Origin of the sequence: Paenibacillus sp. FSL A5-0031 (assembly GCF_001956295.1) — a bacterium.
In the GTDB taxonomy this organism is placed as follows: domain Bacteria; phylum Bacillota; class Bacilli; order Paenibacillales; family Paenibacillaceae; genus Pristimantibacillus.
In genome coordinates this window covers 218607-237863 of record NZ_MRTD01000010.1, presented here as the reverse complement: position 1 = coordinate 237863, position 19257 = coordinate 218607, and the positions used below count along the sequence as shown (strand labels likewise).

Below are 19257 nucleotides of genomic sequence, written 5' to 3'. Positions count from 1 at the left end.
TAGAGGAGCGAATCAATATGTCACTCAAAATTGGCATTCTGGATCAAAGTATTATTTTTCCCGGTCAAACTGCTGCTGAAGCCTTGGCGAATACCGTGAGGCTGGCGCAATTGGCAGAAACGCTTGGTTTCGAGCGCTTCTGGGTATCTGAGCATCATGATTCTCCCGGGATGGCGGGGTCCTCGCCAGAGGTGCTTATTGCTTATTTGCTGGCTCAAACATCATCCATTCGCATTGGTTCAGGCGGCGTAATGCTCCAGCATTACAGCCCTTATAAAGTGGCAGAAAATTTTAATGTGCTTGCTTCACTCGCGCCAGGAAGAGTTGAGCTTGGCATCGGGCGAGCGCCAGGCGGATTGCCGCGTTCTACGAAAGCTTTGCAGAAGGGCGTAGCGGAAGCCGACACTTTAGCTGAGAAGCTGACAGAGCTGGAGCAGCTGCTCCATGATAAGACTGGCGAAGAGCATCCGCTGGCTGGGCTTGTTGCAAGTCCGCTGCCGAAGCAGCCTGCTGACATTTTTTTGCTTGGCACAAGCTTATCAAGCGCGGAGCTGGCTGCGGAGAAGGGTTATCCGTATGCTTTTGCATTATTCATTAATAACGATCCAGATACGGCTCAAAAGGCGATAAATACGTATCGGAATAAATTTAATCGGTCGTTTGGCGGAGAGCCTAAAGCGATTCTAGCATTGTCAGTAATAGCATCCGATTCGGAAGAAGAAGCGAATGAGCTGGCAGGTCATTTTAAAAATGTGAGAGTTACACTGGCAAGCGGCAAGACTGTAAACGTAGGCACGCTGGAACAAGCGAAGGAATTTGCTAGGCAGGCGGGAGAGACATTTACAGCAGAGGAAAGGGATGCGGATATTACCCGCGGCACCAAGGAGACGGTTCGCAAACGACTGCTTGAAATTGGGGAGCAGTATGGCGTGGATGAGTTTATTTTTACGACGATTATTCCTGATTTCGCCAAGCGTGTACGATCCTTCGAGCTGCTTAAGGAAGCCTTTGAAGGAGAGTTGGTATGAGCGATTTCTCAGCTGAATTCATAGAGGAGAAGTTGATAGCCATTCGAAGGCAGCTGCATCAGCATCCTGAGCTTTCTCATGAGGAGTTCGAGACGACGGCTTCCATACGCGGCTGGTTAACGGAGGCGGGCATTCGAGTTGTTGATTATGGACTTCAAACCGGTGTCATTGCAGAGATTGGTGGATTGCACGGCGGCCCCATTGTCGCGGTTCGCGCGGATATAGACGCACTGCCGATACAGGAGGAGACGGGTCTTGCATTTGCTTCAACAATTCGGGGTAAAATGCATGCCTGCGGACATGATTTCCACACGGCGTCGATTATAGGAACTGCTCTTTTGCTCAAGGAACGGGAGCAGGAGCTGCAAGGAACGGTACGCTTGTTGTTCCAGCCTGCGGAAGAAAAAGCAAAGGGTGCTCAGAAGCTTATTGCAAGCGGAGCTTTGGAAGGCGTGAGCGCGGTGTTCGGCATGCATAACAAGCCGGATCTCCCAGTTGGAACGATTGGAATTACAGGCGGGCCGATCATGGCGGCAGCTGATGGTTTTGTCGTTGAAGTGGAAGGCCGCGGCAGTCATGCTGCAGTACCTGAAGCGGGTCTTGATCCGATCGTAACCGCGGCGCATATGATTACGGCGCTGCAATCGATCGTAAGCCGCAGCGTAAGTGCGCTGGACAGTGCGGTTGTTAGTGTGACAAGGCTTCATGCGGGAACCGCTTGGAATATTATTTCGGACAAAGCGGTATTTGACGGTACGCTGCGTACGTTTGAAGAGCATGTCCGCATGACAGTGCGCGAGCGCTTTGATCAGGTCGTAAATGGTGTAGCATCGGCGTTTGCAACGAGTGCGAAAGTGAAGTGGCTGGAAGGGCCGCCGGCAGTTGTCAATGATCAGAAGTGGGCCGATCAAGCTTCGATAACAGCGAATGCTCTTGGCCTTGCAGTGGTGAAGCCGACGCCTTCTCCGGCAGGCGAGGATTTTGCGTTTTATTTGAAGGAAACCGAAGGGGTGTTTGTGTTTTTTGGCACAGCCGGCTCACAGGAATGGCATCATCCATCCTTTGATTTAGATGAAAAAGCATTGCCGATTGCTGCTTCTTTTTTTGCTTCCCTTGCTGTGGATGCTCTGCGCAAGCTGACGAGCGAGAATACGCTGGGAGGACGACAACATTCCGAAATCATATGATGTGATCATCGTTGGGGCAGGCTCTATGGGGATGAGCGCAGGTTATGAGCTCGCAGCCCGCGGAGCAAGGACTCTGCTCATTGATGCCTTTGATCCGCCGCATAATATGGGAAGCCATCACGGCGAGCCGCGTCTAATCCGGCATGCTTATCATGGCGGCGATACTTATGTGAAGATGGCGCTTCGTGCTGATGAGAGGTGGCTGGCACTCGAGAAAGCAACGGGGGAAAAGCTGCTGGAGCGATCGGGCGTGCTCAATATGGCAGAATCGAGCTTTTACAACTATGAAGGCAGATTAGGCGTTGCTATTGCGAATGGCGTTCAAGTGGAGCTGCTGCGAGCGGAAGAAATTAATCGGCGTTTTCCAGGTGTACAATTAGCTGACTCCTTCCAAGGGATGTACGAGCCGAATGCGGGTTACTTATACAGTGAAAAATGTGTAGCTGCTTATAAGCAGCAAGCTATAGCAGTCGGAGCGGAGCTTCTGGTAAACAGCTTCGTTACAGATATACAGGCGAGTGCTTCAAGCGTTACTGTTCATACGAAAGAAGCTGCTTTTACAGCACAGCAAATCATTATTACCGCCGGCGCATGGTTTGGCATGCTCGCGAAGCATGTTAAGCTTCCCATTCGTGCAGTTCGCAAGGTAGTAGGGTGGTTTGAAACGCGTTCACCCGCTTTTGATGCAGGCGTATTTCCCGGCTTCACTTGGGGCGGCGCGCTGGGAGGCTACTACGGCTTTCCGAGCATCGGCGGCGCTGGAATTAAAATTGGCAGACACGATACAGGCGTGGAGTGGCAGCCAGGTGAGCCGATTGCTCCATTTGGAGCTTATCCAGAAGATGAAGAGGATCTTCGCCGCGCGCTTGCCGCTTTTGTTCCGGATGCGGCCGGCAAGCTTTTGCGGGGGGCAGTATGCAAATACGAGTTTACGCCTGATGAGGATTTCATTATTGATGCTCATCCTGAGCATCATAATGTGCTGCTTGCTGGCGGTTTTTCCGGTCATGGCTTTAAATTTGCGAGCGTGGTAGGCGAGATTTTGGCTGACAAAATACAAAAAAAGAATACAGGGTACGATTTGCGATTATTTGAGCTTGATCGTTTTAGCAGGGCATAACGCAATTTACTTTTGTTATTCACGAGGAGGATTTTAAATGAGCGAACCCATTGTCGATATTCATGCATTTGTGAACGTATATGATCAAATTGAGCAGGAATTGGAAGGGCTGTCGGATCACCAGCTGAAATGGAAGGCTGCCCCTGAGTCATGGAGTGTGACCGAGGTGCTCGCTCATCTCGTTGATCACAGCATTATCGTATCCTTTCGCATTCGTGAAATCTTGTCTGGCTCCGAGACAAGGCTGCCTTCCTTTAAACAGGATGCTTGGGTGTCTGGCCAAAGGGCAAATGAAGGCGATGTTAAAGATATTTTGCTTGCGGCACGTTCACTTGTTCAATATAACAGCCTGTTGTTTAATCGTTTGACCGAAGAAGAATGGAGCAAGACCGGCATTAACTTTAAAGGTGAGCCCGTATCAATAGCTGTGATCGTACCGGCATTTGTGAAGCACGTGCAAGGTCACTTAGGTCAAATTCGTCGAATCAAGCAGGGAGAGCTGGACTCTCGCAATTAGATTGATGCCATTTTAAAAGGTATAGCCATTGTAATCATATAAAGGGAGAGCAGGTGAAGAAGCATGTCTGATACAGCTGTCATTATTCGTAATGCTGAGCTTGAGGATCTAGATGCTACACGGGAAGTACTTATTGATGCTTATGGCCAATATGAGCAAGTGCTGCCTGAAGCGGCATGGAATCAATATAAAGAAAGCATACTGGAATCTGTTGAAGGCGCAGCAACGAAGGCGCGTTTAGTTGCGGTGCTCGGCGGGAGGATCGTTGGAAGTGTGTTCTTGTTTGATTCCTCTGAAGCGGCCTATGGACGGCCGGAGCTTCAAATTCATTCACCGATTATTCGCCTGCTCGCCGTATCGCAGACAGCACGCGGCTTCGGCGTAGCGACGGAGCTTATCCGTGCCAGTGCAAAGCTTGCAAAGGAATGGGGAGCGGAGACGCTGCATCTTCATACTTCAGACATGATGGATTCAGCTGTAAGGCTTTACGAGCGTCTTGGCTTCGAGCGCGCATTCGATAAGGATTTAATGAATGGGGAAACGCTCGTTAAGAGCTACCGGCTTCAATTAAAGGAAGCATCGTTATTGCAGGTAACTTAGCAGGACTGCTGCTTTTGCTGTCAGAAGATCAATCATACTATGTTCATTAGGAGGATGTTTATTATGGCGAACCGGAAGCAACTTAAGTTTGGCGCATTGATTCATGGTGTGGGAGGCAATATCTCGGCATGGCGGCATCCGGAAGTGCCGGCTGATGCGAGCGTGAACTTTAAATTTTATACGGAGCAAGCACAGACTGCTGAAGCGGGTAAGTTTGATCTTGTCTTTATCGCTGATGGTCTATATATAAACGAAAAATCGATTCCGCATTTTTTAAACCGCTTTGAGCCGATTACGATATTGTCCGCGCTGGCAGCTGTTACGTCCAAAATTGGATTGGTTGGCACATTATCGAGCTCATATAGTGAGCCGTTTACGGTTGCAAGACAATTTGGCTCTTTAGATCATATTAGCGGCGGTCGTGCTGGATGGAATGTTGTTACATCTCCGCTTGAGGGCTCGGCAAGCAATTTCAGCAAAACGGATCATCCGACACATGATGAGCGCTACAAAATTGCCGAAGAGTATTTGGAAGTGACACGCGGTTTGTGGGATTCTTGGGAGGACGATGCTTTCGTCAGAGACAAAGAGTCAGGTGTGTTCTTTGATCCGTCTAAGCTGCACCGTCTAGATCATAAAGGCGAGTATTTCTCCGTTCAAGGTCCGCTTAATATTGCTCGCTCGAAGCAAGGTCATCCGGTTATTTTTCAAGCGGGCTCTTCTGAGAGCGGCAAGAAGCTGGCTGGCAAAGCAGCAGATGCGGTATTCACAGGCCATGACAATATCGAAGATGCAAAAGCATTTTATAAAGACGTGAAGGATCGTACGGTGGCTGAAGGCCGTTCGGTGGATGATATCGTTATTCTTCCTGGCATTGGTCCGATTATTGGACGCACGGAAGAGGAAGCTGAGCGCAAGTACCAAGAGCTGGCAGAGTTAGTGACGATCGAGAATGCTTTGAACTATTTAGGGCGTTTCTTCGAGCATCATGACTTCTCTCAATATCCGCTTGATGAGCAGTTCCCAGAGCTTGGCGACCTCGGTCAAAACAGCTTCCGCAGCGGCACCGACAAAATTAAAAAAGTAGCGAAAGAGAAAAATCTTACGCTGCGCCAGGTTGCGCTTCAATCCGCGACTCCGCGTCCGCAATTCATCGGTACACCTGAGAAAATTGCAGATCTGATTGAGGAGTGGCATGAAGAGGGAGCAGCAGACGGCTTCATTATTCATTCTTCGATTCCAAGCGGCTTGAATGATTTTGTTGAGCTGGTTGTTCCAATTCTCCAAGAGCGCGGCATTTATCGCACTGATTATGAATCGGATACGCTGCGCGGCAATCTCGGCTTACAGATTCCAGCGAATCGCTATACCAAAGAGAAAGTGAATAGCTAATTAATTTAAAAATGTATAGTCCTTCCTTCCATGTTGTGATAATGACAAGTCTTGAGAGGGTATAGAGATGGTCGCTTGGGTAGACTTGTATTGAGCGCTCTGTTAAATGGAGGTGCAATACGATGAAATACGAACTGGGCAATTGCCTGCTGGAGCAGCGATTAAGCGAACGCGGGTTATCGCAGGCGCAGCTTGCAGATGCACTGATGGTGAGACCCGAGAGGATCGGCGACTATATCGACAACAAACGAATCATGCCGCTTAAGGTGGCGATTTCGATAGCTGCAACGATTAAATGTGATGTACCCGAACTCTATGAGCTGCGGACATCCAATGAAGTAGAATAATGATTCAAAGAAAAATAGCCCTGTAGGTCTTCTACGACCTGCCGGGCTATTTACGTTATATAATAACTGCTGGATGAAGAATGGTCTGAATGATTGGGTTGATCTCAAATTCTGATGTTCATGATATAATTCAAACATATTGTACGGAGGCGACATGCTTAGGAGCTGACATCATATGAATGTGGAAAATCACCTTATACTGTGGAACCTTGTTTCGCTAAAAATATTGGATGTGCAGCGAGCCGAGCTTACGGTTGGCGACAATTTGCACACCTCTCAGCTTACGTCGAGTACTCTATTATACGCGATAAGTGGCCGTGCTCGGCTCCTGCTGGACGGGAAGGAGCATGAATTGGAGAGTGGGTATGTTTGCCACGCCGGCAAAGGCACAGTTGTTACTATTTGTGATATCACCGGCCATTTAGAATATTATATGATTCAGTATAAAGCCACTCTGCCGCTGCCATGCAGCCAAGACTTACTTCAATTGCTGGCTAGCACGGAACCATTTGAAATCCAATATGGTTTTGCGGCGAGTCCTGCTGCTCCGCTGCTCCAGTCCTTGTCCCGTATGGAGCAGGAGTGGAACCAGCCGGGAGCGATGGCGAAGCTGCAGGTAAAATCATTTTTTTATCAGTTTATTTGCGAGCTGATGGGGCAACTGCAGCACAGGCGGATGGAGCAAGTTTCTCCGGATGCGGTACTTGAGGCTGTTAGATATATGGATGCACACTATGCCGAACCGATTACAGCAGACACACTTGCAGCATTATTGAATTGCAGTTCTCGGACATTGCAGCGGATGTTCAATAAGCGGTTGTCTCTTGGACCGATTGACTACCTGATGCAAATCCGTATAGACAAGGCCAAGGAGCTGCTGTCTCGTACGAATATAGGGCTTAAGAATATTGCTGAAGCAGTCGGTTATGAGGACAGCTATTATTTCAGCCGTTTATTTAAGCGTTATACGGGTGTTTCTCCAAGCATGTACCGAGAAATGATGCATCATCTCAAAGTTGATGTTTCGGAGAATGGTACGGTAATTATGCCTAAGCTGGAATTGGAAAGCGGCGAAAAGAAGGCGGCATCAGATCCTCTGGATGCTGTTATCCGTCGCTCACAGCGGACGATTGTTCATCTCAAAGGCGAGCTGCTGCTCCAGCGGCAGCCAGAGAAAATTGCTGTGCTGGACCCGCAGTTTATGGACCATATGCTGGCTCTAGGTGAGCTGCCGGCGGGCAGCGTCATCGTAACTGGAGATCATAGCAGTGTTCCTGAGTATCTAATAGACAAGCAGCGTTCGGTTAAGGCCTTGGGAACGATGGCTGAACCCGATCTGGAAGCTTTGCGTGCCTTAGAGCCCGATTTGATCATCTGTACTGAGTTCCACCAAAACATTTATAGAAGCCTCACGCATATTGCGCCGACCATCATGCTAGAGCGAAATCGCGATTGGAGAGAAACCTTGCGAACCATCGGGCGGATTACGGGCAAGAAGCTTGAAGCAGAGCAGGTCTTACAGCAGTATAAGCACAAAATCAGCGGACTGAAATCGGCACTGGCAAACAAGCTACATGGACAATCAGTCATGATGATTCGGCCGCGGGATAATATCATTAGGCTGCATACAAGCGCTCATCGTACAGCAGCCATTCTATACAGCGATCTGGGGCTGCATCCGCCGAAGCTAGCGGTTGACCGCAAAAGGACCAGCTCATTGATCGCTTTGGAAGGGCTGCCGGAGCTGGATGTTGACCATTATTTCGTATTGACCGACAACAAATATAAAGCTTGGTCGGAAGAGCTTCAGACCACTGCGACTTGGAAAAACCTGCGTGCCGTGCAGCAGCAGCATGTTTACCACGCCAAATCAAGCATTTGGATTGCTTATTACGGCCCCATCGCGATGAACCAGGTGGTCGATCAAGTGGCAGAGGTTTTCTTAGATGCCAAATAATTTGATATAACGGAAATAGTGAAGCATAACTAGCGCTTCGATTTCCATTTCTTATATAAACACGGTTGCATCCGAATCTACGTATTCGAGCAACGGTGTTTTTTTTGTCGCCACAATCCATGGGCAGTGGCGCAAATATCCATTGAAGATAACAGAGGGAGTCGTTATAGTGTTGTAAGTGAAGATGATTGTCATTCTCAACAAGAAAAAGAGGAGAGATTATACATATGTATTCAAAAACCAAATGGATTTGGACCTTCAGCCTGTTAGTAAGTTTGGTTATGATTCTTGGCGCATGCTCAGACAGTTCAAACAAAGGCAGCAGCAATGCTGGGGGAGGTAAGACGAATCAACCTCAAGCCCAAAATGGTGAGTCCGATAACAGCGGCTCCGTAACAGAACCGGCCCTTGCAGCACCAGTCACGATCAAACATTTGAAGGGTGAATTAACTCTCGAGAGCGTACCTAAGAAAATTGTCGTGTTGGATGTCCAGTACGCGGATCAAATGCTGGCGCTGGGCTTTCAGCCGGCGGGCAGCGTAATAGCTGAAACCGACAACGGACTTCCTCCCTATCTGGGCGATAAGATGGGCAATATCCCGTTACTTGGCACGTATATAGAACCGAATTTGGAAGGAATCATTGCGATAGAGCCAGATCTCATCATTGCAACAGAATTCCATGATGATATTTACGAAGATTTACTTAAAATCGCACCGACGATCACACTAGAGCGCAATGAGGACTGGCGGACCGTACTTTTGAAATTTGGGCAAATCTTGAATAAGCCGCAAGAGGCGCAGGCGCTGGTTGATGGTTACAAGCAAAAGATAAGCGATCTAAAAGCAGCATTGGCAGATAAAATGAAGGGACAAACGGTTGCTTTGATTAGGCCTAGAGATGAAATGATTCGTCTCCAAACGACATCCCATCGAACTTCACAGATTTTGTATGACGATCTAGGTCTGACTCCACCTAAAATGGCAGTTAACAGCAAGGACTCAAGCATGATGATTTCTCTTGAAGTTATCCCAGAGCTGGCTGCCGATCATTTATTTCTACTTCAGGATGAAACGAATTTGGAGCTAACAACTGAATTTCAAAACACATCGATCTGGAAAAGCATGAGTGCGGTTAAGGAAAATCAGGTATATGAGGAAAACACAGCGCAGTGGATTGGTTATTATGGACCGATTGCCATCAATTTGATTGTTGATCAGATCGCGGAGGCGCTCAATTAAAACCTTTTTGAACCAAAATGCCAGAGGGGGATTGTGTATGAATAAGCAGTCGCAGCTCGCGCAGAATGAGAGGGATTATTTGAGCCAACATTTTGGCTTGTGTGAATATGATGGAACCCGCTCAGTCGGATCGGTGAGAGCTTTGGACTTGCTTGACATGGAGATGTGCTCCGACTATTTGGACAGGCTGACCGTCATTCTACAGTCCCCATCGAGGATGGTCACAGCATCGCAGTTTTTTAAAAGGTACGCCTTTTTAACTACAGCACCGCTGCTGTACGCCATGACAGTTTACAACAAGGGACTGAATTTATCTGCACGTAATTGTATTCTTGGATCGTCACTGGGCCACTCTTGGCTGGAGCATGTCAGTCTTGCCGATAGTGATGCTGCAATGCCAGAAGCCAGCGAGCGGCATGTTTGGCGCAATACGGTTATGCAAGCTCTTTTTGCTGAGAACTTAGGGAAATTAGTTGCGGTCATGTCTAGAGCAGCGAACGTGCCAAAACCGATATTATGGGAAAATGTTGCGGTTCGTATATTCTCGCTCTACGAAAAACGAATCGGATTAACGGGTGAACAGCAAGAGCAATCCCGAGCCCGAGCAGATTTTCAGTATGTGATTCATCAGGCTCCTGGTGTTTTATTTGGGGAAAAACAAAATCCGCTAAGCCGCTTTTATGTCGAACCGACCTGTTCATCTGTTTCTAATACACCTATGCGGGTTCGCAAAACCTGCTGCTTCTACTATGAGGTCACAAGCGACAAAGAATACTGCACCAACTGCCCGAAGCTGTAGTGTTAAGGGGCACAAGTATCGTTCATCCAATAAACAGGATAAGCCTTAAAAATTAACGCTGTCCAGTTCCCTGGGTGGCGTTTTTCGTGTGGCCAAACTTGTTCAATCCTTTTCCTTGCTATAACATTATGAAATAAGCTGGGTGTTGTACAGTAGTGGAGTCATAGTGAGACGAGGGAGTGGAATGTATGAAGCTAACGGAGCCCGAAATCGAAAAAAGCTTGGCGGCATGTGAAGGCTGGAAGCGGGAGGAGGGTAAATGGATGATCAAAAAATATCGCTTTAAATCGTTTCCAAGCGCTATCGCTTTCGTAAACGAGGTTGCGCAAGCATCCGAGCGTCTGAACCATCATCCATTCATAGCTATCGATTATAAAATGGTAACGCTCCGAATGACGACATGGCATGATGGCGGCCTTACGGAGCTGGATTTTACAGCAGCAGCAGCTTTTGACCTTGCTTATGCCAGCGCTTGAATATACCCTTGATTAAGCTGAATTTTCTAAGCAAATGTATGGGAAAAGGTTAGCAGGCTGCCCCAGACGATAAGTTCATTAGGCAGCCTGCTATTTTTTATGAAAAACTAAACACCTGAATAGGCTAAAAAACCGCCGTCAACTGGAATCGTTGTACCAGTGACAAAACCTGCCGTTGTCTCGTCAGCGAGCCATAATAGAGTACCCAGCAAATCTTCGGGTTTGCCGAATCGGCGCATTGGAGTATGGGAAATAATTTTGCCTGAGCGTTCGGTTAAATGACCATCCTCGTCCAATAGCAGCTTTCTGTTCTGTTCAGTTAGGAAAAATCCAGGAGCAATAGCGTTAACTCGAATGCCGGATTCAGCTAGATGAACGGCCAGCCACTGCGTGAAATTGACGATAGCTGCTTTGGCTGCACTATAGGCAGGTACTTTGGTCATCGGCGATGGAGCGCTCATCGATGAAATATTTATGATCGTTGCGCCCTGACGGCCAAGCATTTGTTCTGTAAAGATTTGCGTTGGAATAAGTGTGCCGATAAAGTTGAGATCCATGACGCTGCGGAATCCTTCAATGCTCAAATTAAACAGCGTCGTTATATTTTCTGATTGAAGATGCTCCGGCTTAAAGGTCTCGTTCGTCGTATTCGCGCTAGGATGATTGCCGCCTGCACCATTAATTAATATATCGCATGGACCAAGCTTATCGAGCACAGCCGCTGCTGCTGCTTTCGTGCTCTCAGCGCTCGTGACATCACATGCGACAGCGCTGGCGATCCCGCCGGCAGCCTGTATCTCCTCAGCCACGGCAATCCCTTTCTCAGCGGTGCGATTGAGAATGGCGATTTTGGCACCTTGCCTAGCAAGCTCAAGCGCCATGACTCGGCAAAGTACGCCCGCACCGCCAGTGATGACAGCGACCTTGCCTTCAAATGACTCATGCTTAGGCAGCTGTGTCATGATTTGCCCTCCGAACCTGCAGTCGTAGCGGCTGCAAGCTGATACGCGTCCCAAAGCCCCCATAAATACATAATGCCGAGCGCGCGATCGTATAGGCCATATCCCGGTCTACACTGCTCATCGAAGATATGACGCCCATGATCAGGCCTTGCATATCCTGTGTAGCCAACCTCGTGATAAGCCCTCACAATGCCGGCGATATCAACGGTTCCATCTTCTGTACGGTGAGAAGTCTCGATAAAATCTCCGTTCTCATACACGCGGACGTTGCGGATATGGGCAAATGGGATACGGTCTGCAAACTCATGAATCATAGAAATAATATCATTGCTAGGATTTGCGCCGAGCGAGCCGCTGCAAAGCGTGATTCCGTTAAAAGGACTATCATACAGCTTGAGGAAAGTTCTGAAGTTTTCCTGACAAGTCATAATACGCGGCAACCCGAACACAGACCATGGCGGATCATCCGGATGAATGGCCATTCGAATGCCGTTGCGTGCTGCTACAGGTATAATTTCATTTAAGAAGTAACGAAGATTTTCCCATAGATGCTCTTCGGTCACGCCTTGATAAGCCTCAAACAGCTTCGTCAAATGCTGAAGCCGCTCAGGCTCCCAACCCGGCATAGTTAACGCTGAGTTCGCGTTAATCTCTTCAACAAATTGGAATGGATCGGCATCAGCTATTCGGCTATTTTCATAAAATAAAGCGGTTGCACCATTGCCCATCGGCTTGTGCAAATCGGTGCGCAACCAATCGAAGATGGGCATGAAGTTATAGCAAATAACTTTAACGCCAACGCTGCCTAGCTTCTCAATTGTTTTCTTATAATTGTCTATGTATAAATCACGAGACGGCAAACCAAGCTTAATGTCCTCGTGCACGTTAACGCTTTCAACGACATCGATATGCAAACCGTTTTGCTCTGCTTGCTGCTTTACCTCCAAAATTCGCTCCAGCGGCCATTCCTCTCCTGCCGCAACATCATGAAGCGACCAGACGATACCGTCTGTACCGGGAATTTGTTTAATATAGCTAAGGGGAACCGTATCGTTGCCTTCTCCGAACCATCTAAAAGTCATTTTCATGCGTATCAATCCTCCCGTTTTATTTGTAGTAATGAGGATACTTTTCCTTAAGCACGGCCTGATCGGATATGTTCTGAGTAAGATGCTCCGTCATGAGCCGTTCAGCAGTATCCGCATCTTGAGCTTCTACAGCTTCTGCCATCATGCGATGCTGCGCATAAAGATTTTCCCAGTGGAGATCATCCACTAGACGCAGCATACGGCTTCGATTGAGATGCCCATTCATTTGCTGCATATTCGACCAGGTGTTGCTCTTGCTGCAGCCTTCAAATAAGATGCGATGAAAGGCTTCGTCAAGCGAAAACATACTTTGGTTATCTTTGTTGTGAATGCTTTCCTGCTGAAGGTGAAGGTTGTTCTGAAGCTCGAGAAGGTAGGGCGCAGGAAAATGGCTGCACGCTAACCGAATGACAGCCCTCTCTAGATGCTCTCGCATAAATCTTGCTTCCTCTACGAGTGCAGTGTCGATTAATGAAACGAGTGTTCCCCGCTGTGGAAGCACTTGAACAAGACCCTCTTGAGCGAGTCTAAGGAAGCTTTCCCTCACGGGAGTACGGCTGACCTTGAACAAAATGGAAGTCTCATTCTCTGAAAGAGCTGTTCCAGGCGGCAGTTCCAGCTTCAAAATCTGTTCTCTTAGCTGCATATAAACGGAGTCTCTAGTGGATAGGGGCTGTTGACGTACATGGTAATCCATCGGCTCATTCCTTTCATCTTCACACTACCATACTACCATACAAGTATACAAGTGCGTAAGCATAAATTTAAAATGCCAGAAGGGCTGCCCCAAAAGTAGATAAACTACTTTTGAGACAGCCCTTCAATATGGTTCCATACGTTTATTTTGCGCTAATCGGCATTACTCCAAGTTGTTTCATTACCGCTAATAGGACAAGCAGGGAATTTTTCTCCCTTTTGGAGCTTATCTTTCTTGCCTGATTCTGAAATGTAGTTCCCAGCATGCTTAACAATTTCTCCCGTTCGATAAGAAGTATTCGTACTACTCATAGTAACTAGCACCTCCAGTTATTTTGTAGCAGGTAGATAGGGGGTTACCTGCTTATTCTTATTTACCCCGCTTAGCATGATATGAAACAGTTTGTAGTGAAAAAAGATAACTTAGCTGCTTGCGGCATTTTCCGTTTTTGCTTCAGTTCTCGTTTTCTCACGTTCTAATAGCGTTTTCAAATACGTCGACATCACTCTCGCTAGCTGATCGGATACTTCCATAAGACTCATATGTCCGACATCCTCGAATGTTGTCTCCAGAATATGAGGGTATTTGAACGTCGTTTCAGGTTGATCCAGACTCGTAACCGTGAACGTATCATTAGGTTTAATGACACCATCCTCTGCGCCTGCTACTAGCAAAATAGGGTATTTGGCTTCTGCCAGCACATGGCTGCGGTCGGGACGCATCTTCATCCCCTCTAATGTAGCGATAGCAGCGTGCGCCTCCATCTCCTGACCTACTCCAATGAGCTGATTGACCTCGTCGCGCATTTCTCCGACTTTATCATCGGTAAATAGATTAGGAATGATGCTGTACAAATATTTTGAAATGCCTTTTTCGTGAATCGCTTCAATATCTGTATCACGTTTCTCCTTTGTAACCTCGGAGTCGGGAAGCACAGTCGAATGGATAAGGGCAAAACCTGCGAGCTTGTCCGGATATTTCTCTGCAAAGGCAGCTGTTACATAACCGCCCAAGGAATGACCGAACATAACAACCTTCTCAATTGCAAGTGCTTCCAAAAGTGCTGCAATATCCTCGGCCATAGTCTCCATTGTATACGGGCCCTCAGGAGCAGATGAACCGCCGTGACCGCGGAGATCAGGGATGATGACGCGATATTGATCACCTAATACAGGACAGATTTTTTGCCAGTATTGAGATGAGCCGCAAAAGCCGTGGAGCAATACAATGACGTCTCCTTTACTACTGCCACATTCTTCATAGACTAAATCGATGCCATTAACGTGTATACGCTGCTTTTCCATCGATCATCACCAGCCTTTTCTATTATCGATTTGTTTTGGTGTAGTCTCTTAACCTATTCCAGAGCTTCTGAAACATTTGAAAAAACGGATTATTTATTGCTTCATTAATAGCCCTATTTTCAATTCGGAAGTCTGAGAATGGGTTGTTTCAAAGGTCAATAGGCTGGTTAATAACATGACAAGTTAACAAATTAACCAATCAACAAAAACACAGCTTCAAAGGAAGGATGATTCCGATGTTAGGATGGGCATTATTATTTTTCATCTTTGCCATTGTCGCAGGCATTTTCGGATTTCTAGGCATTGCCTCCGCATTAGCCGGGATAGCAAAAATATTATTCGTCGTATTCGTTATTCTCTTTATTGTTTCTCTCATCGTTGGTAGAAGACGAGTCAGTTAACTTCATCTAACAAAGTAGAACAACACTAATTTAAACAAAACGATTCCAAACAAAAACTGAGGAGGAATTTACTATGAACCATTTATCCAATACGAAGGTACACACGGTAAACAACGCTGTCGAGGTGCAAGAGCAGGTTTATAAATTTCAAACGGAAGGTTATGCGAAGGACAAAATTTTTGTACTGACGCATGACAAGGACCGGACAAATCGTATTGCTGACAACACGGACGCTGAGAAAATCGGCATTTCCGAAGAAGGTCTAGGATCGGCGATCGCAAACATTTTCCGCTCGACCGGAGATGAGCTGCGGGCTAAGATGAGATCACTTGGTATTTCGGAGCAAGAGTCACAGCGTCTTGAACGCGAGATGGATCAGGATAAAATCTTGGTCATCGCATGGGGCGGTAAAGAATATACAGGTGAAGAATTTGACCCTGCCGTATACTACTACCCTCAATACATGGGTTAACAAGAGGCTCCACAACTACCAAGAATTCAATCAGGGCCTATCCGCGAGGGTAGGCCCTTTATTAGAAAGCTAAGTTTCAATTTTATAAGTAAGCTTATAAGTTAATATGCTGCTTGGTAATTTTACTTATAAAAATTTGACTCTACTACCGCTTACGCTCAGAATATAAGTAGTAGTTATTGGAGCTAAAGGAGCCTGCATATGAGTATTATAATTGTAGATGATAATGCTACTAACCAGATTATTATTAAAGCTATTTTAAATAAAGAAGGTTATAAAAACTTGAAAATCGCGTCCTCGGCAAAAGAGCTTTATACGATGCTGGACATTGATTGTACGTTATCGACTGAATCAAACGTAGATTTGATTTTGATGGATATGATGATGCCGGAGATCGATGGCTTAGAAGCTTGCAAACGAATATTGCAGGTGGAGCGCTATAAGGATGTTCCGATTATTTTTGTTACTGCGCTTGGCGATTCCAGCAAGATGGCGGAAGCGCTTGATGCCGGTGCCAGTGATTACGTGATGAAGCCGATTAACAAGATGGAGCTGCTCGCTAGGATTCGTTCTGCTTTAAGGCTCAAGCGTGAAATTGATTGGCACAAAGAAAGAGACAGGCAGATTAAAGCAAAGCTGGAGCTAGCCAAAAAGGTGCAACGAAATGTATTAAGCCAGCCGATCAACGATGATCATGTGGCGATAAGCGCTGTATATCAGCCTTCTTCGGAGCTTGCGGGCGATTTCTACGCATGGTACCCGATTGATGAGAATCGTTACGGCGTTATTTTGCTGGATATGATGGGACATGGCATTTCTTCTTCATTGGTTTGCATGTATATCTCCTCGGTTCTTAAGGATACAATTACGCATATTACCGATCCAAGTCTTGTTATGCGCGAGCTGAATCGGTATATGAACCAGCTGTATAAGAAGGAAGAACTGCTTAACTATTATTTTACCGCCATTTATTTAGTACTGGATACGAATAAGCGGGTCATTGAATATGTAAATGCCGGACATCCTCCGGGAAAAGTACTAATTGGCGACGAGACAACCTTGTTGACTGCAGGCTGCTGTGCGATTGGGCTGTTTGAAAATATCGACATCCAAAAGGGCAGCATCTCTTACGAGGATCATATGAAGATCGTTCTTTATACGGATGGATTAAGTGAATCTCTTGGAGATAAAGAAGAGGATAAGCTTAATATGCTTGTCGAACAGCTAATAAAAGAAGATGCGAGTGAGCATGCGGAAATGGTCAGTGCATTTTTATCGGAGCATGCGAGTGTCAGCCAGAAGGACGATATATGCTTAGTCATGATTGAAACCAAATAAATTTCCGGCTTGGAGATATCATTATATTTTAAAAATAAATGTTTAACCTGTTTCAAAGCAATCCGAACGGTTTATATGTAAGTATAAGCAAAAGGAAGCTCGACAATCCCGCATAGGAGGGAGATAATTATGAGGACGTTTATTCTTATTGGTTGTTTAATCGGAGGTATATTCGCATACACGGGAGATATTGGACAGGTCACCGCAACGTATTCGCCAGTGACTGCTTCAAGCCCAGTGAAGGCGATAAAGGCTGAGGAAGCAACTCATGAAATTGTAATCGCTTCTGCATCTCCCTCTACTGTAACCGAAGTTACCTATGCAGCAGAATCAACACCGGTTGTGAAGGCAAAGAAACCAAAATTTACGCTTCAAACGGTTAACGGCATCACGCTTTATGATGATCCAAGCCTTGTGATTCAGAAGCTGGGAAAACCAAAAAGCAAAACGGTGGACCCGGATTTAACCGATCTGATCACCTATGAATACCCGAATATGAATGTCATCTTTAGCGGTGAGTTCATACAATCTGTTGAAATGGCGGAGAATACCAAAACGCTGCTGATTGATGGAAGTGAAGTTGCAGCGACAGTAGATGCTGTAAAGGATGCGTTAGGGGAACCCGATTATGTGACGGAGGACGGTATCGTATTCGAGCGAGATGAAGCCTTATTAAAGCTTTTCATTGATGCGGATACGCAGAAGCTGACGTCCATTCATTACTTCCACAGCTTCTCTATGTAATAATTCACTTGTACAGCTTGTACAAGGAGAAGGATCTTGATACTATTTATTAAACAAAAGTGAGCGGAGTGAATGGAATGAAAGCTGAGCAATTTCAAGTCAAGCAAGAAGAGACACAAAATCAAATTATTCTTCATGTAAGCGGAGAGTTGGACTTATCTGTAGTGCCGCAGCTGCGGGCAGCTCTGGAGCCGGTTATGAACCGCGAAGATAAAGCATTGATTCTAAATCTTAAACATTTAAAATATATCGACAGTACCGGAATCGGCATTATCGTTTCGGTGCTAAAACTTCGTGATGAGCTAAAAGCGCCGTTTTTCGTGCGGGATATTCCTTCCGCGGTTAAGCGTCTGTTTGACATCACAGGCATTTCAAGATATTTAATAGAAGGGACAGAGGCCCAAGCATGAATGCCATTCGTTTACAAATACCGGCCCATGCGGACTATATCGATCTGGTCAGAATCTGTCTATTCGGAATTGCCTCAAAGATGAGTTATGCATATGAAGAAATGGAAGATATGAAGGTGGCTGTTTCTGAAGCCTGCAACAACGCAGTTATTCATGGCGTTCAGAACTCCGCTCAGGAGGTTATCGACGTTTCCTTTGAACCAACTGAAACGGGATTAACGATCAAAGTAAAGAATAGTGGATCAGCTTTCCCTTTATCGGATGCACTCGATAAAGCAGCTCCGCTCCCTGAAGCCGACGTTAGCGGGCTTCGTGTCGGAGGCCTAGGCATTTATTTAATGCAGGCGCTGATGGACGAGGTAGAAGTTCATCCATTGGAGAATGGTACGGAAGTCGTCCTAACCAAATATTTGGATGCAGCAGCAGAGGATTAGTGTGATTAAGGTTACAAAAACATAAAAAAAGCGGTGCAGGAATTTTTCCTGCACCGCTTTTTTTAATTTCGATCCAGGGTTACTGGTTGTAAGCATGAGAAAGCAAAACGCGGCCTAGGCATACTATTAGCAGCTGCGAAGCAGAAATAGCTTGAATTCCTGCTTATTTTTTTCCTGCTCATATTCACTGTGGGTTTTAGTCAAACTTCTGAGCGACAGCAAATAACGTTCCTCGCTGCATCGCTTTTTTTCACTTGTTATTTGCAGCTTATATCCCTCAGAATGACTCGAATTTCTGATCTCATCCCATTCAGGCAACCTCTGTTTATGGAAAAGGACTAAGCAATGATCCACATCCACACAAGCTCGCTTATCTAACGAACTGTAATGTGCTTATAATGCTGAAAACTAAGGTTCTGAAGTTTTAACGAATCCTATTGGCGTTATTTCATGCTTTATAGGGTGTCATAAGCTATTTTCCTCGAAATAACAATTCTGGAGTTCGTTAAAAGTATAATTCATTACTAATGGATGAGATAAGAGCTGCTGGGTTCGTTAGCTATATATCCAATAAGATAACGATCCGCTCGGAGATTCATTCTGCTTAATGTCTACTAAATAAAAAAGGAGGCGCTATTTCCAGTGTAGCTGTATCCACTTTTGGGAAAGCCCTTCTTTTTTATTGTCTAATTTCCCATTGACTTCCAAGTGTATTACATGCATAATACGCTTATGAAGTGTAT

22 protein-coding genes are annotated in these 19257 nt (G+C 46.1%); 17 read left to right on the top strand and 5 right to left on the bottom strand.

The window, feature by feature from the left end; all coding sequences use genetic code 11:
• The first annotated feature begins 17 nt into the window (after positions 1-17).
• From BK120_RS18985 to BK120_RS18935, 11 genes are all read left to right on the top strand, one after another.
• The gene (locus tag BK120_RS18985) at positions 18-1028 is read left to right on the top strand and encodes an LLM class flavin-dependent oxidoreductase (protein ID WP_076269075.1); all 1011 of its coding nucleotides are present in this window, start codon (positions 18-20) and stop codon (positions 1026-1028) included.
• Positions 1025-2215, top strand: a complete 1191-nt coding sequence (locus tag BK120_RS18980; RefSeq protein ID WP_076269074.1) for an amidohydrolase — start codon at positions 1025-1027, stop codon at positions 2213-2215. The genes BK120_RS18985 and BK120_RS18980 overlap by 4 nt, the downstream gene beginning before the upstream one ends.
• Positions 2199-3335: an N-methyl-L-tryptophan oxidase gene (gene solA, locus BK120_RS18975; protein WP_144376797.1), complete on the top strand. Its 1137-nt coding sequence runs from the start codon at positions 2199-2201 to the stop codon at positions 3333-3335. Before BK120_RS18980 ends, solA begins: the two co-directional genes overlap by 17 nt.
• A gap of 37 nt (positions 3336-3372) precedes the next feature.
• Positions 3373-3852 (top strand): DinB family protein, encoded by a 480-nt coding sequence (locus tag BK120_RS18970; protein WP_076269073.1) that lies wholly within the window; start codon positions 3373-3375, stop codon positions 3850-3852.
• Between the two features lie 63 nt (positions 3853-3915).
• The gene (locus BK120_RS18965) at positions 3916-4452 is read left to right on the top strand and encodes a GNAT family N-acetyltransferase (RefSeq protein ID WP_076269072.1); all 537 of its coding nucleotides are present in this window, start codon (positions 3916-3918) and stop codon (positions 4450-4452) included.
• Between the two features lie 63 nt (positions 4453-4515).
• Positions 4516-5844 carry an LLM class flavin-dependent oxidoreductase gene (locus BK120_RS18960; RefSeq protein ID WP_076269071.1) on the top strand — a complete coding sequence of 443 codons (1329 nt, stop codon included), beginning with the start codon at positions 4516-4518 and terminating at the stop codon, positions 5842-5844.
• Between the two features lie 122 nt (positions 5845-5966).
• Positions 5967-6191 (top strand): helix-turn-helix transcriptional regulator, encoded by a 225-nt coding sequence (locus tag BK120_RS18955; protein WP_076269070.1) that lies wholly within the window; start codon positions 5967-5969, stop codon positions 6189-6191.
• Positions 6192-6366: 175 nt separating this feature from the next.
• On the top strand, positions 6367-8148 hold the full coding sequence (locus BK120_RS18950; protein WP_076269069.1) for an AraC family transcriptional regulator: 1782 nt from the start codon (positions 6367-6369) through the stop codon (positions 8146-8148).
• 227 nt (positions 8149-8375) lie between these two features.
• The gene (locus tag BK120_RS18945) at positions 8376-9389 is read left to right on the top strand and encodes an ABC transporter substrate-binding protein (RefSeq protein ID WP_083682190.1); all 1014 of its coding nucleotides are present in this window, start codon (positions 8376-8378) and stop codon (positions 9387-9389) included.
• 37 nt (positions 9390-9426) lie between these two features.
• A complete protein-coding gene (locus BK120_RS18940; RefSeq protein ID WP_076269067.1) occupies positions 9427-10188 on the top strand; it encodes an IucA/IucC family C-terminal-domain containing protein in 762 nt (253 codons plus the stop codon).
• 188 nt (positions 10189-10376) lie between these two features.
• Positions 10377-10664, top strand: coding sequence for a 4a-hydroxytetrahydrobiopterin dehydratase (locus tag BK120_RS18935; RefSeq protein ID WP_076269066.1), 288 nt, complete (start codon positions 10377-10379; stop codon positions 10662-10664).
• A 107-nt stretch (positions 10665-10771) separates the two neighbouring features.
• Here the strand turns inward: BK120_RS18935 and BK120_RS18930 are convergent, their stop codons facing one another.
• The 5 genes from BK120_RS18930 to BK120_RS18915 form a co-directional block, all read right to left on the bottom strand.
• Complete coding sequence (locus BK120_RS18930; RefSeq protein ID WP_076269065.1) at positions 10772-11626, bottom strand: SDR family oxidoreductase; 855 nt, start codon at positions 11624-11626, stop codon at positions 10772-10774.
• Positions 11623-12714, bottom strand: a complete 1092-nt coding sequence (gene uxuA / locus BK120_RS18925; RefSeq protein WP_076269064.1) for a mannonate dehydratase — start codon at positions 12712-12714, stop codon at positions 11623-11625. The genes BK120_RS18930 and uxuA overlap by 4 nt, the downstream gene beginning before the upstream one ends.
• A 19-nt stretch (positions 12715-12733) precedes the next feature.
• A complete protein-coding gene (locus tag BK120_RS18920) occupies positions 12734-13411 on the bottom strand; it encodes a GntR family transcriptional regulator (protein ID WP_076269063.1) in 678 nt (225 codons plus the stop codon).
• A gap of 152 nt (positions 13412-13563) precedes the next feature.
• Positions 13564-13722 carry a hypothetical protein gene (locus BK120_RS35320; protein ID WP_179089827.1) on the bottom strand — a complete coding sequence of 53 codons (159 nt, stop codon included), beginning with the start codon at positions 13720-13722 and terminating at the stop codon, positions 13564-13566.
• Between the two features lie 111 nt (positions 13723-13833).
• Positions 13834-14715: an alpha/beta fold hydrolase gene (locus tag BK120_RS18915; RefSeq protein WP_076269062.1), complete on the bottom strand. Its 882-nt coding sequence runs from the start codon at positions 14713-14715 to the stop codon at positions 13834-13836.
• A 236-nt stretch (positions 14716-14951) separates the two neighbouring features.
• Here BK120_RS18915 and BK120_RS18910 point away from each other — a divergent pair, with 236 nt between their 5' ends.
• The 6 genes from BK120_RS18910 (at position 14952) to rsbW (ending at position 18514) form a co-directional block, all read left to right on the top strand.
• A complete protein-coding gene (locus BK120_RS18910) occupies positions 14952-15116 on the top strand; it encodes a DUF1328 domain-containing protein (RefSeq protein WP_076269061.1) in 165 nt (54 codons plus the stop codon).
• A gap of 73 nt (positions 15117-15189) precedes the next feature.
• Positions 15190-15588 carry a YflT domain-containing protein gene (locus BK120_RS18905; protein ID WP_076269060.1) on the top strand — a complete coding sequence of 133 codons (399 nt, stop codon included), beginning with the start codon at positions 15190-15192 and terminating at the stop codon, positions 15586-15588.
• Between the two features lie 201 nt (positions 15589-15789).
• Positions 15790-16926: a SpoIIE family protein phosphatase gene (locus tag BK120_RS18900; protein ID WP_076269059.1), complete on the top strand. Its 1137-nt coding sequence runs from the start codon at positions 15790-15792 to the stop codon at positions 16924-16926.
• A gap of 129 nt (positions 16927-17055) precedes the next feature.
• The gene (locus BK120_RS18895) at positions 17056-17670 is read left to right on the top strand and encodes a hypothetical protein (RefSeq protein WP_076269058.1); all 615 of its coding nucleotides are present in this window, start codon (positions 17056-17058) and stop codon (positions 17668-17670) included.
• Between the two features lie 77 nt (positions 17671-17747).
• Entirely contained in the window at positions 17748-18080 is a 333-nt protein-coding gene (locus tag BK120_RS18890) for an STAS domain-containing protein (RefSeq protein ID WP_076269057.1), read from the top strand.
• The gene (gene rsbW, locus BK120_RS18885; protein ID WP_076269056.1) at positions 18077-18514 is read left to right on the top strand and encodes an anti-sigma B factor RsbW; all 438 of its coding nucleotides are present in this window, start codon (positions 18077-18079) and stop codon (positions 18512-18514) included. Before BK120_RS18890 ends, rsbW begins: the two co-directional genes overlap by 4 nt.
• The last annotated feature ends 743 nt before the right edge of the window (positions 18515-19257 follow it).